The following is a 13,369-nucleotide window of genomic DNA, read 5'->3' as shown; positions in this document are numbered from 1 at the left end:
TGGGAGGCGCGGGCAGGGAAGTCCGGTCGGGTCCGTCAGCTGTCGCCGGTGCGCTCCCCGAGGACGACGGTGGCCGTGGCGGTCCTGCCGTCACGCTCGTAGGTGATCTTCACCGAGTCGCCCGGCTTGTGGGTCCAGATCTCGCTGATCAGGCTCGGCCCGCTGTCGATCTGGTGGTCGTCGAAGCCCGTGATCACGTCGCCGGCCTTCAGGCCCGCCTTCGCCGCCGGGCCGCCGGGCGTGACCGGGGGCGTCCCGCCGGTGCCCTGTCCGGCGATCGTCGCGCCCTGGCCCTTCTCGTTCATGTTCACGGTCGCGCCGATCACCGGGTACACCGGCTTGCCCGTCTTGATCAGCTGCTGCGCCACGTTCTTCGCCTGGTTGACCGGGATCGCGAAGCCCAGGCCGATCGAGCCCGCCTGGGACTGGCCGAAGCCGCCGCTGGTCGACTGGATGGCCGAGTTGATGCCGATCACCGCGCCGCTCGCGTCGAGCAGCGGTCCGCCGGAGTTGCCCGGGTTGATCGAGGCGTCCGTCTGCAGCGCGCTCATGTACGAGTTGCCGCCGCCGGAGCCGTCGCCCGAGGCGACCGGGCGGTTCTTGGCGCTGACGATGCCCGTCGTCACCGTGTTCGACAGGCCGAAGGGGGCGCCGATCGCGATCGTCGAGTCGCCGACCGCCACCTTGTCGGAGTCCCCGAGCGGCAGCGGCGTCAGCCCCTTCGGCGCGTCCTTCAGCTTGATGACCGCCACGTCGTAACCCTCGGCCCGGCCGACGACCTCCGCGTCGTACGCCTTGCCGTCCGGGAACGTCACGGACAGCGTGCCGCCGTCCGCCGCCGACGCCACCACGTGGTTGTTGGTGACGATGTGGCCCTCCTGGTCGTAGACGAAGCCCGTGCCCGTACCGCCCTCGTCCCCCTGGCCGCCGGCCTTCGCCTGGATGGTGACCACGCTCGGCAGGGCCTTCGCGGCGACCGCCGCGACCGTCCCCGGCTCGCGCTTGAAGGAGGCCGGGGCCTGGCCGGAGGAGACCGTGGTCGAGCTGAAGCCGTTGTCGCCGCGCTCGGCCGCCCAGTAGCCGATGCCGCCGCCGATGCCGCCCGCGACGAGCGAGGCGACGAGCACGGCCGCCACGAGGCCGCCGGTCCGCCTGCGCGGCGCCGCGGGGGGCGCGGGGGGGTGCGGGGCGCCCCAGGCCGGGACGGCCGGCGGGGGCGGCGGCCAACCGCCGGCGGAGGCGGGGGCGTGGGCGTGGGGGTGGGCGTGGGCGTGGGTCTGGTCCGGGGCCGCCTGCGGAGCCGCCGGGGCCGCGGCCGGAACCGTCGGCTGGACCGCCGTCGGCGCGTCCGCCTCCGGGGACGCCGCCGGGGGCGTCTGCGGGGACGCCGCCGGGGGCGGGGAGGTCTCCGGGGACGTCACGCCCGCCGGCCTCTCCGTCGACGTCGGAGGCACGGGAACCGTCGGAGGGGCGGAGGGGGCAGCCGGGTCCGCCGGAACCGGCGTGCCCTCGTTCTCGGTGCTCACAGCTCGCTCTCCTCGTTGACTGCGCGGGATGGGGGGTACGTAGGGGCTCCAGGGTGCTGCACCAGCTTTTCCCACCGGACGTCAGGCCGCTGTAAGGCGGAGCTGTGCGTTCGCACCCCATCCTTTATATACGGACAGAACGGACAGCTCTCGGGGTGCCCGCACCGCCCCGCCAATGGCACCATGTCGCGGTGACCCACGCACGGCAGCACCCGAACCGCGTCCCCCTCCAGGTCGTCGCCCACCGCGGAGCATCGGAGGACGCCCCGGAACACACCCTCGCCGCCTATGTGAAGGCCATCGAGGACGGCGCGGACGCCCTGGAGTGCGACGTCCGGCTCACCGCCGACGGCCACCTCGTCTGCGTCCACGACCGGCGCGTCGACCGCACCTCGAACGGCCGCGGCGCCGTCTCCGCGCTCGAACTCGCCGATCTCACCGCCCTCGACTTCGGCACCTGGAAGGGCCGGGACGACTCCAAGGAGATCCCCGACCGGCGGGATCCCGGATCCACCTCCGTCCTCACCCTGGAACGGCTCCTGGAGCTGGTCTCCGACGCCGGCCGCCGGGTCGAGCTGGCCATCGAGACCAAGCACCCCACCCGCTGGCGGGGCCAGGTCGAGGAGCGGCTGCTCCAGCTCCTCAAGCGCTTCGGCCTGGACGCGCCCGCGTCCCCCGCCGAGTCCCCCGTGCGCGTCATGAGCTTCTCGGCCCGTTCCCTGTACCGGATCGCCGCCGCCGCGCCGACGCTGCCCACCGTCTCGCTCGCCCAGTTCGTCTCGCCCCGGCTGCGCGACGGCCGGCTGCCCTCGGGCGCGCGCATCGCGGGCCCGTCCATCCGGATCGTCCGGCACCACCCCGCCGTGATCCTGAGGCTCCAGAAGGCCGGGCACCAGGTCCACGTCTGGACGGTGGACGAGGCGGAGGACGTCGAGCTCTGCGAACGCCTCGGCGTGGACGCGATCATCACCAACCGCCCGAAGCAGGTGCTCGCCCAGTTGGGCCGCGGCTGAACGGCGCCGGGGCACCTCTTCCGTCACTCGTTCCCCATGCGCCACAGGGACAACAGGCCTTACGGGGCGTGCCCCGGCGCGTTCCGTGCGTACGCGATCGTCACGAGTGCCTCATCCCACACGGATTGGCCGGTTTCCGGTCCAGGCCATGGGGGCATTCACACCGTGGCGTGGGGCAAAGGAGGTCTCGGGGGTGGCGTTGGTGGTGGCACAGGAGGTGCCCACGTCGTCGAGCATGGCCGTACCCCATGGTCCTGCGGGCGTGGGTGAGGCGCGACACCGGATGCGGGACGAGCTGTACCGCAGCGGGGTGTCCGAATCGGTCGTCGACGACGCGGTGCTGATCCTTTCCGAACTGCTCAGCAATGCCTGCCGGTACGGCAGGCCGCTGAACCACGCGGAGCGGGGCGAAGGCGATGTGCGGGCGGCCTGGCGGGTCGACCCGGGCGGCGGCCTGCGGGTCGAGGTGACCGACGGGGGCGGCCCGACCCGGCCCGTCCCGTCGACGCCCTCGGTCACCGCGCGGGGCGGCCGCGGGCTGAACATCATCGGAGCACTGGCCCGGGACTGGGGCGTGCGGGACAGCGCGACCGGCGAGGTCACCGTCTGGGTGGTCGTCACCGAGGGACACCGTCGCGAGGACTTCGCCACGCGCGTCGGCGGCGGCTCGGGCTTCGACTTCCTCGACGCGTACGACGATCTGGACTGAGGACCGGCGTCGGGGGCGGCAGCGGCGCCGCCTCCCGGCGGAGCCCGTTCGCCCCGGTCCTCGTGCCGCCCCGCCTGAACGGCCCCGGGGCCCGGTGCGGCTAGGCTCGCGCCCGGTACAGCACCGCAGACAGCACAGCCGCGATCGGGAGAAAGCCACACCATGGCCAAGAAGCGCCCCCAGACGAAGGCCGGCAGGACCGGCCAGGCACAGGTCACGAGCGGAGAGATCCCGGTCGTCGGCGCGCGCGAGCCGTGCCCGTGCGGTTCCGGCCGCCGCTACAAGGCGTGTCACGGCCGGGCCGCCGCGCACGCCGTGACCGAGCTCGTCCAGCGCCCCTTCGAGGGCCTGCCCGGCGAGTGCGACTGGGTCGCGCTGCGCGAGCTGGTGCCGGCCGCCACCGTGCCGCTCACCCTGAAGGGCGGGCTGCCGGAGGGCGTGCCGTCGGTGACGCTCGCGACCGTGCTGCCGATGGCGTGGCCGGCACTCCGCCGCGACGACGGTTCCGTCCTGCTCGCCCTGCAGAACGACTCCACCTCCGGCGACCTGGCCCGCGACCTCGCCGACACCCTCCAGCGCGCCCTGGAGGCGGAGCCGGGCACCCCGATCCCCGCCCGGCGCGTGCCGGCCGAGGGGACCCGCCTGCAGGAGCTGCTCGACGCGGACGCCCCGTTCGTCCCGGAGGTCCACACGGGCTTCGAGTTCTGGATCCCGCAGTCCGCGGACGGCGCGGACCCTGAGGTCGCGGCCTCCCTGGAGCGGGCCAACGCGGCGGCGATCCCGACCGTGAAGCTGACGAGCGTCGACTCCGCGTACTGGTGCGAGGTTCCGGACAAGAACCACCTCCGCTGGGTCATGCCGCACCCGGAGGAGAAGCTCCTCGACGCGCTCGCCCGCCTCCAGGCCGGCGAGGGCACCTCGCTCGGCACGGACACCCGGCTCGTCGGCTCCTTCCGGGCCCACGGCCTGATGGTGCCGGTGTGGGACCTGCCGTCCTCGATGACCGCCGAGGACTGCGAGAAGCCGGCGGCCGAGTTCGCCGAGCGACTGGCCGCGGCGCTCGCCTCGGACGCCCCGCTGACGGCGGAGGAGCGCCGGGCGCGCGGCGGCCTCACCAACCGTCAGGTGACTCTCAGCTGATACCCCAGGTGGTATCGGTGACCGACAGACCGACCGGTCGGTGACTTCCGCCACAAGAAGGGTCCTCGGACGGATAAATCCCTGTCCGAATAACCGAGATCGAATTTGCGAACCGCAGATCTCTTGTTACCGTTCTTGAAGCCCGGTCGCTGGTGCATCCCCCGTCGCCAGCGACCGGGCCTTTCCATGTCCGCCTCCGGCAGCGCCGGGGCGTTCGACGCTCAACTTCCTTCGCCGTCCGCCGTGTTGCTTCCCGCGCGGAGCAGCAGCGGAGTGGCGTCCCCCTCGCCCGTTCCCGCGAATTCCGCGACCGCCGTATACGCCGTGACCGCGCCGCGAGCGCGCTCCCCCGGCGTTTCGCAGGTCCCCGGTTCGTCCTGCGCCGGGACCGGGCAACGCACTTGTACGGTCCGTCCGCCGGGGCCCATGAGGGTCAGAAACGCGTCGAACTGTCGACCCGTGGCGTTCCGGTAGTACGTGCGCGCCCAGACCTCGCGCTCCTCGCTCAGGACGCAGGTCTGCGCCTCGGCCCCCTCCGGGGAGGCGAGTTCCGGCCCACAGCGCGTGACGCGCTCGGGAACGGCGGGAGGCACGGTGGCCGCCGGGGCCGCGGAGGCACGGGCGGGAGGGACGGAGGCCGGCGTACGGAGCCCCGCGCCGAGCTCCCCGAGCAGGTCCCCGGGCTTCGCGTCCCCCGCGGCAGCAGCACCGGCCGGCCGTGCGGGGTCCCCCGTCGGTCTCGCCGTCGCGACGAGGGGCAGCAGGACGGCGACCGTGACGGCGGCCCCGAGTCCGACCACACGGAGGTTCACCGGGCTCATGGGACCCACCTGCTCCTGCTCGGCTGGAGATCCGGAGATCTGGAGATCTGGAACGGTGGGGTGAACATAGCGGCGGGATCCGGGCGCGCGGCCGGTCGCGCGCCCGTTTCCCCTGCGAGTCGGGCCGGGACGCACCCGTTCGGGTGAACGGACGTACCTCGCGCGCCCGCGCTCAGTACGCCAGCCGGCTCCCGCCGCCCGGCGTGCTCGTGCTCGCCTCGACCAGGGCGTCGACCACCGCCTCCACGTCGGGCAGCCACGGCCGGGCCGAGCCGGCGAGCGGTTCCCGCTCCCAGCGGACCTGTCCGGTCCCCGCGACCGACGGCGGAAGCAGCAGGTAGCCGCCCTCGCCGTGGAACCGCAGCGAGCTGGGCACGCTGTCCTTCGCGTACAGCAGCTCGCCCAGCCGTTCGAGTCCGTACGGGGCGACGAGGATCGACCACCGGGTCGGGGTCGCCACCACCGGGCCGAGCCGCATGCCCACCGCGTCGAGCGCGGCGAGGGCCCGCGCCCCGGCGACGGCGGGGAGGCTGACCGCGCAGGGCGCCCGGCCGCCCGTGGCGAGGACCACCGGGGCGTCCGGGCGCCGGGTCCACCACCAGCGGACCATGCGCTCGTCCGTGGTGGCCGCGAGCAGCCCGGGGTCGTAGGGGTGCGCGCCGGGCACCACGCAGTCGGGGTCGGGACAGGAGCAGGTTGCTCCCGTGGCCGTACGGGTCGTCGCTCTCAGGCTCGCGCCCGGCAGGACGGGCCAGTTCCAGTCGACCGCGAAGGCGACCGCGGCGTCGAGCCGGGCGGTCCTCTCCTTGCGCCGGAACCGGAGCCTGCGTCGCCTTCCGAGGATCTCGCGCATGAGCGCTCGTTCCTTTCCGTTGAACGCCGAATCCACATCACACCATGTGCAGAAATCTTCACCGTGCGTATCAGCGCGTGCCGGGTCGGCGGGGAGCCGGCCCCCCGAGGAGCGGGGCGGGCCGGGCCGGTGCCGGATGGATCCCGGGGGAACCGGGTGGAGCCAGGTCAGAGCCGGAGCGGGTCAGAACACGTTCCCCGCCACTCGGTGACGGGTTGCGGCCTGCGGCGGGAAAGACGCCGGGGTTCCGCGTCACGTTCCGGGGCGGTGCCAACTGCCCCTGCCTGTCACCGATTACGTACCCAGCACGCTTGGAATGACGCGCTTTCAAACGACGCCAGTCGACCGCAAAAGGTGCACACCGGAGGCAATTTTCGGCCAACTTCCCGCGTACTTCAACCCTCTCGCACGACCTCACGGACACCACAAGTCCCGTGGGGACAATGCTGGACATCGTTCCTCTTGTGCGTGTACATGTGGATGCATCGAGCGGCTCAGATTGACATGGGGGTTTGCGATGCTATGGCGTCAAACGCACCGGTCGGAAAGCCGACTGCCATGAGCGCTCCACGCATGCCGAAAGTGGCTGGAATCGATTCCACGGTTCCCGGGCCCCCGCACACTACGCCGCCCCTCCCCGGGGTGCCCGCTGCGGCGGGCCCCGCGGACGCCGCCCTTCCCCCCGGGGCCCTGATCCAGGACCGGTTGGCCTGCTGGGTCTCCGACCTCACCACCCTCCACGAACTCACCGAGCGCCTCATCAGGACCGCCTCCCTCGACGAGGCCCTCCGCGAGGTGCTCGACGCCGGCGCCGCCCTCGTCGGCGCCCGCCGCGGCCTGTCCGTCCTCGAACCGGCCGACGGCCGCGGCCCCACCGGCACCATCGGCCTCGGCCTCGCCCACGCCGACCTCGGCACCATCGAGACCGTCCCGCGCGACGCCGGCAGCTACGGCCGCCTCCTCGACGGCCTCCCCGACCCCGGTCACCCCGAGCGCGTCCCCGACCCGATCGCCATCCGCGACGTCCGTACGGAGGAGGGCCTCGACCCGCGCCACCGCGAGGTCGCCGCCCGCCTCGGCTACGCGGCCAGCTACGCCCTGCCCCTCGCCACCGAGGAGGCCGGCCGGCTCGGCGCGGCCGTCTGGCTCTACGACGAGCCCGCCGAACCCACCGAACGGCAGCGCCACCTCATCGGGCTCTACGGCCGCTTCGCCACCGAGCACCTCGCCCGGCTCCTCCAGGTCGAGCGCGCCCGCGCCCAGGTCGCCACCGTCGCCGAGGAGCTGCTCCCCAGCCGTCTCCCGCGCGTCCCCGGCGTCCAGCTCGCCGCCCGCCACCGCACCGGCCCGCTGGGCGGCGGCGACTGGTACGACGCGCTGCCGCTGCCCGACGGCGCCCTCGGTCTGGCCGTCGGCTCCGTCTCCGGCACCGGGCCCAGCGCGCTGGCCGCCATGGGCCGGCTGCGCGCCTCCCTGCGGGCGTACGCCGTGATGGAGGGCGAGGACCCCGTCGCCGTCCTCTCCGACCTGGAGCTCCTGCTCCGGATCACCGAACCCGCCCGCTCGGCGACCGCCCTCTTCGCCTACGCCGAGCCCGCGCAGCGCCGGATCGTCCTCGCCGGCGCCGGGCACGCCCCGCCGCTGGTCCTCGGCGACCGCCGCACCGAGTTCGTCGAGACCTCCCTGTCGGCCCCGCTCGGGATGCTCTCCTGCTGGGAGGCGCCGAGCGTGGAGCTGTCCCTCGCGCCCGGAGAAACGGTGCTTCTCTACACGGACGGGCTGCTGCGGCGCACCGGCGACGCCACGGACCGGGCCTTCGCGCGGCTCCACGCGGCCGCCGCGGGCGTGCCGAGGGCGGACCGGGGCGACCCGGGCGCCGTCGCCGACCACGTCCTGCGGGCCCTGTTCCCCGAGGGCCCGGACCCCGACGTGGACGGCGAGGACGTGGTCCTGCTCGCCGCCCGCTTCGAGTGAGCCCCGCCACCCGTTTCGAGTGAGCCCCGCCGCCCGCTTCGGGTGAGTCCCGCTGCCCGTTTCGGGTGAGTCCCGCTGCCCGTTTCGAGTGACCGGAATGTGACGCTCCGGTAATGGGTCTTCCGGCCCTGGGCCCCCTTCCGTACGACCGTACGATGGTGGGGGTTCAGTGTCGTACCAAGAGGAGGCAGACCCGTGGCCGAGGAGCTCACCCCGGAGACCCCGGAAGAGACCGAGACCGAAGAGCAGCCGATCAAGCAGCGCAAGAACGGGCTGTACGGGGGCGTGTCCGACGAGCTCGCCGAGAACATGCGGTCCGGCTGGGCCGACACCGAGCTGCACGACCTCGCGCCGATCGCGCAGGCCGACGAGACCGCCGCGCGCCGCGCCGCGCTCTCCGCCCGCTTCCCGGGCGAGCGCCTGGTGATCCCCGCCGGAAAGCTGAAGACCCGGTCGAACGACACCGAGTACGCCTTCCGCGCCTCCACCGAGTACGCGTACCTCACCGGCGACCAGACCCAGGACGGCGTCCTCGTCCTGGAGCCGGTGGAGGACGGCCACGAGGCCACGATCTACCTGCTGCCGCGCTCCGACCGCGAGAACGGCGAGTTCTGGCTCGACGGCCAGGGCGAGCTGTGGGTCGGCCGCCGCCACTCCCTCGCCGAGGCCGAGCGGCTCCTCGGCGTCCCGGCGAAGGACGTCCGCGAGCTCGCCGCCGCCCTCGCGGAGGCCACCGGCCCCGTCCGCGCCGTCCGCGGCCACGACGCCGGCATCGAGGCCGCGCTGACCGACAAGGTCACCGCCGAGCGCGACGAAGAGCTGCGCGTCTACCTCTCCGAGGCCCGCCTCGTCAAGGACTCCTTCGAGATCGCCGAGCTGGAGAAGGCCTGCGCCTCGACCGCCCGCGGCTTCGAGGACGTCGTCAAGGTCCTCGACAAGGCCGAGGCCACCAGCGAGCGCTACATCGAGGGCACGTTCTTCCTGCGCGCCCGCGTCGAGGGCAACGACATCGGCTACGGCTCCATCTGCGCCGCCGGACCGCACGCCACCACCCTGCACTGGGTCCGCAACGACGGCGACGTCCGCTCCGGCGACCTGCTGCTGCTCGACGCCGGCGTGGAGACGAACGAGCTCTACACCGCCGACATCACCCGCACCCTGCCGATCAACGGCCGGTACACCGAGATCCAGCGCAAGATCTACGACGCCGTGTACGAGGCGCAGGAGGCCGGCATCGCCGCGGTGAAGCCCGGCGCCGCCTACCGCGACTTCCACGACGCCGCCCAGCGCGTCCTCGCCGAGAAGCTCGTCGAGTGGGGCCTCGTCGAGGGCCCGGTCGACCGCGTCCTGGAGCTCGGCCTCCAGCGCCGCTGGACCCTGCACGGCACCGGTCACATGCTCGGCATGGACGTCCACGACTGCGCCGCCGCGCGCACCGAGATGTACGTGGACACCACCCTCGAACCGGGCATGTGCCTGACCGTCGAGCCCGGTCTGTACTTCCAGGCCGACGACCTGACGGTGCCGGAGGAGTACCGCGGCATCGGCGTCCGGATCGAGGACGACATCCTCGTCACGGAGGACGGCAACCGGAACCTCTCGGACGCGCTGCCGCGCCGCGCCGACGAGGTCGAGGCGTGGATGGCCGCGCTGAAGGGCTGAACTCCGCGTACGTTGGAACCGAAGGGCCCCCGTCGACCGACCGGCGGGGGCCCTTCGCCGTGGTCTCACGCCATGAGGAGCGACGGGCTGTCCCGCCACTTCAGGATCTTGTCGAAGCTGACCACGGCGCCGCCCCGGCCCGAGCGGTTGCCGAACTGCACGTGATCGGCCAGTTCCTCGATCAGGCGCATCCCCCGGCCGTGCTCGGCCTCGTCCGACGGGACGGCCGGCGCCGCGGCGCCGGGGAAGCCCGGACCCGAGTCCGCCACCTCGATCCGGCACGTCTCGCCGTCCAGGTACGCCGTCACCCGGTACGCCCCGCCCGGCTCCCGTGCGCCGGCTCCGCCGCCGTGCTCGACGGCGTTGGCACACGCCTCGGTCAGCGCGACCGACAACTCGTACGACACGTCGGGATCGACACCCGCCGTCTCCATCGTGCCCAGCAGAAGCCTTCGCGCGAGCGGCACGCTCGCGGCCTCGCGCCGCAGATGGAGTGACCACCAGATGCTCATGCTCCAGCCTCCCGGCAGCGGCTCGACATACCGATACGTATTGCCGGAGCGGACGCTCCGTAAGCACTCCGGGGCGTCAAGAGCGCTCGTTCGGCGGATGCACCGGGTGGGTGCGCCGGTGTATGTCACCTCTGTACGCCGGCTCGACGGACGGCCGTACGTCATCTCGACGGTCGGCCCTACGCACCCTGGTGGCCGGCCGTACGCCACCCCGGTGGTCGGCCCGTCTCGCCCCGAAGGCGCTCAAGAACGACCTTCCGGACCTGCCTCATGGCGAGGGCGCGCAGGGTGCGATGATGGGCCCGCCATGAATGCCCCCGCGCTCGCTCCACGGCTGCTGAGGGCCGCGGTGTTCACCGCGGTCTGCGTCGTGCTGTCCGCGCTGGGACACGCCCTCGCCGCCTGCGCGGGCATCGCCCTGTGGACACTCGTCGCCGGATTCCTCGGCGTCTTCGGGGTCGCCGTCCTCCTCGCCGGCCGCGCGCGCTCCCTCGGCCTCGTCGTCGGTGCCCTCGCCGGCGGGCAGCTCGGCCTGCACGTCCTCTTCGGACTCGGACAGCGTCAGCTCGCCCTGAGCGACCAGGCCGACGACGCCCTGGTCCGGATGGCCGCCCGGCTGGTCTGCGGGGCGGGCACCGCCTCCCTCAGCCCCGCCGACGCCACCCGGATCATCACCGACGCCGGGCTCGACCCGGCCGACGCGCACGCCCACATGGGACACCTGGCCGCCGGAGCGACCGCACCCGCCGGTGAACTGCTGCCCGGCCTGCCCATGCTCCTCGGCCACCTCCTGGCCGCCCTGGCCACGGGCTGGCTGCTGCGCCGGGGCGACCACGCCCTCGGCCGGCTCGTGGAGCTCTCCGGACAGGGCGCGACCGAGCTCGCCGAGTGCGCCCTCGTGCGCTCCCTGCGCGCCGCGCTCCGTCTCGTACGGGCCCTGCTCGCCGGACTTCCGTCGGCGCCGGGCACGGGGCCGCGGCGGATCCTCCGGGCACCCCTCGACTCCTCGCCGCCGCCGGTGGCCGAGGCCCTTCAGCACACGGTGATCAGGCGCGGCCCCCCGGCCGCCGACTGCGTCCTCGCAGCCTGACGCGGACCGCTCGACGTGAGCGGGCCGTGCTCGTCCGCACGCCTGGGCGGATCTCCGTCCCCCGGCGCGCCGGACCTTCTCACCTCTCTTCGAGCTGGAGTGTCTTCCGCCATGAACGTTTCCCGCGTCACCGCCACCCGCGCCGCCCTCGCCGGCGGCATCGCCCTCTCCTCCGTGGTGCTGCTGTCCGGCACCGCCTTCGCGCACGTCGGCGTGCAGCCGCAGGGCGAGGCGGCCAAGGGCGGCTACGCGACCGTCAACGTCAAGGTCCCGAACGAGCGCGACAACGCCTCCACCGTGAAGCTGGAGGTCAACTTCCCGCTCGACCACCCGCTGGCCTCCGTCATGCCGCAGCCCATCCCCGGCTGGAAGGCCGAGGTCACCAAGAGCAAGCTCGACAAGCCGCTGGAGCTGCACGGCAAGAAGATCAACGAGGCCGTCTCCAAGGTCACCTGGACCGCCGACGGCTCGAAGATCGGCCCCGGCCAGTTCCAGCAGTTCCCGCTCTCCCTCGGCCAGCTGCCGGAGGACACCGACGAGCTGGTCCTCAAGGCGATCCAGACGTACGACAACAAGGAGGTCGTGCGCTGGATCGAGGAGCAGAAGGAGGGTGCGGAGGAGCCGCAGAACCCGGCCCCCGTCCTGAAGCTCTCCGCCGCCTCCGCCGACCACCACGGCGCCGCCGCTCCGTCCGCCTCCGCCTCCGCCGACGAGAAGGCCGGACACGACGACAAGTCCGCCGACCACCAGGAGACCGCCGCCGCGTCCTCCGCCACCGACAACACGGCCCGTGTCCTCGGCGGCGTCGGCATCCTCGTCGGTGTCGCGGGCGTCGCCTTCGGCGTCCTCGCCGGCCGCCGCCGCTCGGCCTGACGGCCGCGCCCCACCCGATCCGGAAGAAGCACCATGTCTGAAGAGAAGACGCCCGGGACGGCCACGGCCCGTCCCGGGCGGCGCACGCCGCTGGTGATCGCGGCCGTCGCGATCGTCGCCGCGCTCGGCATCACCGCCGCCGTCGGCCTCGGCGACGACAAGCCCTCGGGCTCCGGCTCGGCGGTCGCCGAGATCTCCGGCGTCACCGACTCCACCAGGGCCGCCACCGTCCTCGACCGGCCGTTCACCAAGCCCGCGCTCGTCCTCACCGACACCAAGGGCGAGAAGTACGACCTGCGGGAGCGGACCAAGGGCAAGCCGACGCTCATCTACTTCGGCTACACGCACTGCCCCGACGTCTGCCCCCTGACGATGAGCAACATCGCCATCGCCAAGAAGAAGCTCCCCAAGGCCGACCAGGACAAGCTCCAGGTCGTCTTCGTCACCACGGACCCCGAGCGGGACACCTCCGCCGAGCTCGCCAAGTGGCTGCCCGCCGCCGGCGACCCCTCCTTCACCGGTCTCACCGGCGACTTCCCCGCCATCCAGGCGGGGGCCCGGCAGATCGGCATCGGCATCGACCCGCCGAAGAAGGAGAAGGACGGCTCGGTCGTCTCCATGCACGGAGCCCAGGTGATCGCCTTCTCGCCCACCACCGACCAGGGCTACGTCCTGTACGGCGAGGACACGACCGTCGACGACTACGCCAAGGACCTGCCGAAGATCATCAAGGGGGAGAACCCGTGACCCGCCGCACCACCGCCCTGTCCGCCGCCGTGGCGCTCGCCGCCGCGCTCGCGCTGACCGGGTGCTCGTCCTCCGAGAGCAAGCCCGACCTGGAGGTCAGCGGCGCGTTCATGCCCCAGCCGGTGATGGACATGGCCGGCGGCTTCCTCACCATCAAGAACGACGGCGACACGGCGGACAAGCTGACCTCCGTCACCAGCCCGCTCTCGGACGACGTCACGATCCACGAGACGAAGGACCAGAAGATGCAGGAGGTGAAGTCCTTCGACATCCCCGCGAACGGCGAGCTGAACCTCGAACGCGGCGGCAACCACATCATGTTCATGGAGCTGAAGTCGAAGCCCAAGCAGGGCGACAAGGTCAGCATCGAGCTGCACTTCGAGAAGTCCGACCCCATCAAGGTCGACCTTCCCGTCGAAGCACCCAACCACAACCCGCAGCAGCACTGA

The 13,369-nt window shown here is 73.0% G+C and carries 13 protein-coding genes; 9 read left to right on the top strand and 4 right to left on the bottom strand.

Annotated features, from left to right (window positions below):
- Window positions 1-35: 35 nt before the first annotated feature.
- Window positions 36-1,526 carry a S1C family serine protease gene (locus ACZ66Z_RS25160; protein WP_469937539.1) on the bottom strand — a complete coding sequence of 497 codons (1,491 nt, stop codon included), beginning with the start codon at window positions 1,524-1,526 and terminating at the stop codon, window positions 36-38.
- Between the two features lie 191 nt (window positions 1,527-1,717).
- On the opposite strand from ACZ66Z_RS25160, the gene ACZ66Z_RS25155 reads away from it, so the two are divergent.
- From ACZ66Z_RS25155 to ACZ66Z_RS25145, 3 genes are all read left to right on the top strand, one after another.
- Complete coding sequence (locus ACZ66Z_RS25155; RefSeq protein ID WP_469937537.1) at window positions 1,718-2,539, top strand: glycerophosphodiester phosphodiesterase; 822 nt, start codon at window positions 1,718-1,720, stop codon at window positions 2,537-2,539.
- Window positions 2,540-2,687: 148 nt separating this feature from the next.
- Window positions 2,688-3,248 carry an ATP-binding protein gene (locus ACZ66Z_RS25150; RefSeq protein ID WP_469937535.1) on the top strand — a complete coding sequence of 187 codons (561 nt, stop codon included), beginning with the start codon at window positions 2,688-2,690 and terminating at the stop codon, window positions 3,246-3,248.
- 162 nt (window positions 3,249-3,410) lie between these two features.
- Window positions 3,411-4,388 carry a DUF5926 family protein gene (locus ACZ66Z_RS25145; protein ID WP_469937533.1) on the top strand — a complete coding sequence of 326 codons (978 nt, stop codon included), beginning with the start codon at window positions 3,411-3,413 and terminating at the stop codon, window positions 4,386-4,388.
- A 221-nt stretch (window positions 4,389-4,609) separates the two neighbouring features.
- Here ACZ66Z_RS25145 and ACZ66Z_RS25140 read toward each other — a convergent pair whose 3' ends face one another.
- Together ACZ66Z_RS25140 and ACZ66Z_RS25135 are read right to left on the bottom strand one after the other, a co-directional pair.
- The gene (locus ACZ66Z_RS25140) at window positions 4,610-5,209 is read right to left on the bottom strand and encodes a hypothetical protein (RefSeq protein WP_469937531.1); all 600 of its coding nucleotides are present in this window, start codon (window positions 5,207-5,209) and stop codon (window positions 4,610-4,612) included.
- A gap of 172 nt (window positions 5,210-5,381) precedes the next feature.
- Entirely contained in the window at window positions 5,382-6,062 is a 681-nt protein-coding gene (locus ACZ66Z_RS25135; RefSeq protein ID WP_469937529.1) for a bifunctional DNA primase/polymerase, read from the bottom strand.
- Window positions 6,063-6,584: 522 nt separating this feature from the next.
- On the opposite strand from ACZ66Z_RS25135, the gene ACZ66Z_RS25130 reads away from it, so the two are divergent.
- Window positions 6,585-8,036 (top strand): PP2C family protein-serine/threonine phosphatase, encoded by a 1,452-nt coding sequence (locus ACZ66Z_RS25130; protein WP_469937527.1) that lies wholly within the window; start codon window positions 6,585-6,587, stop codon window positions 8,034-8,036.
- A 195-nt stretch (window positions 8,037-8,231) separates the two neighbouring features.
- Entirely contained in the window at window positions 8,232-9,698 is a 1,467-nt protein-coding gene (locus tag ACZ66Z_RS25125) for an aminopeptidase P family protein (protein WP_469937525.1), read from the top strand.
- Window positions 9,699-9,763: 65 nt separating this feature from the next.
- On the opposite strand, the gene ACZ66Z_RS25120 is transcribed toward ACZ66Z_RS25125, so the two are convergent.
- A complete protein-coding gene (locus ACZ66Z_RS25120) occupies window positions 9,764-10,210 on the bottom strand; it encodes an ATP-binding protein (RefSeq protein ID WP_469937523.1) in 447 nt (148 codons plus the stop codon).
- A 307-nt stretch (window positions 10,211-10,517) separates the two neighbouring features.
- On the opposite strand from ACZ66Z_RS25120, the gene ACZ66Z_RS25115 reads away from it, so the two are divergent.
- The 4 genes from ACZ66Z_RS25115 (at window position 10,518) to ACZ66Z_RS25100 (ending at window position 13,369) form a co-directional block, all read left to right on the top strand.
- Window positions 10,518-11,300: a hypothetical protein gene (locus ACZ66Z_RS25115; protein ID WP_469937521.1), complete on the top strand. Its 783-nt coding sequence runs from the start codon at window positions 10,518-10,520 to the stop codon at window positions 11,298-11,300.
- Window positions 11,301-11,411: 111 nt separating this feature from the next.
- Window positions 11,412-12,173 (top strand): YcnI family copper-binding membrane protein, encoded by a 762-nt coding sequence (locus tag ACZ66Z_RS25110; protein ID WP_469937519.1) that lies wholly within the window; start codon window positions 11,412-11,414, stop codon window positions 12,171-12,173.
- Window positions 12,174-12,206: 33 nt separating this feature from the next.
- On the top strand, window positions 12,207-12,920 hold the full coding sequence (locus tag ACZ66Z_RS25105) for an SCO family protein (RefSeq protein ID WP_469937517.1): 714 nt from the start codon (window positions 12,207-12,209) through the stop codon (window positions 12,918-12,920).
- Window positions 12,917-13,369: a copper chaperone PCu(A)C gene (locus ACZ66Z_RS25100; protein ID WP_469937515.1), complete on the top strand. Its 453-nt coding sequence runs from the start codon at window positions 12,917-12,919 to the stop codon at window positions 13,367-13,369. The genes ACZ66Z_RS25105 and ACZ66Z_RS25100 overlap by 4 nt, the downstream gene beginning before the upstream one ends.

This window comes from Streptomyces sp. NPDC107498 (assembly GCF_055582805.1).
The sequence above is the reverse complement of the archived record's forward strand: the minus strand, read 5'-3'. Positions and strand labels throughout refer to the sequence as shown.

Excerpts from the sequence above, each read along its gene's own strand:
- ACZ66Z_RS25150 (WP_469937535.1), top strand. The coding sequence starts at position 2,688 with ATGGGGGCATTCACACCGTGGCGTGGGGCAAAGGAGGTCTCGGGGGTG.
- ACZ66Z_RS25145 (WP_469937533.1), top strand. The coding sequence starts at position 3,411 with ATGGCCAAGAAGCGCCCCCAGACGAAGGCCGGCAGGACCGGCCAGGCA.
- ACZ66Z_RS25140 (WP_469937531.1), bottom strand. The coding sequence starts at position 5,209 with ATGAGCCCGGTGAACCTCCGTGTGGTCGGACTCGGGGCCGCCGTCACG.
- ACZ66Z_RS25135 (WP_469937529.1), bottom strand. The coding sequence starts at position 6,062 with ATGCGCGAGATCCTCGGAAGGCGACGCAGGCTCCGGTTCCGGCGCAAG.
- ACZ66Z_RS25130 (WP_469937527.1), top strand. The coding sequence starts at position 6,585 with ATGGCGTCAAACGCACCGGTCGGAAAGCCGACTGCCATGAGCGCTCCA.
- ACZ66Z_RS25120 (WP_469937523.1), bottom strand. The coding sequence starts at position 10,210 with ATGAGCATCTGGTGGTCACTCCATCTGCGGCGCGAGGCCGCGAGCGTG.
- ACZ66Z_RS25115 (WP_469937521.1), top strand. The coding sequence starts at position 10,518 with ATGAATGCCCCCGCGCTCGCTCCACGGCTGCTGAGGGCCGCGGTGTTC.
- ACZ66Z_RS25110 (WP_469937519.1), top strand. The coding sequence starts at position 11,412 with ATGAACGTTTCCCGCGTCACCGCCACCCGCGCCGCCCTCGCCGGCGGC.
- ACZ66Z_RS25105 (WP_469937517.1), top strand. The coding sequence starts at position 12,207 with ATGTCTGAAGAGAAGACGCCCGGGACGGCCACGGCCCGTCCCGGGCGG.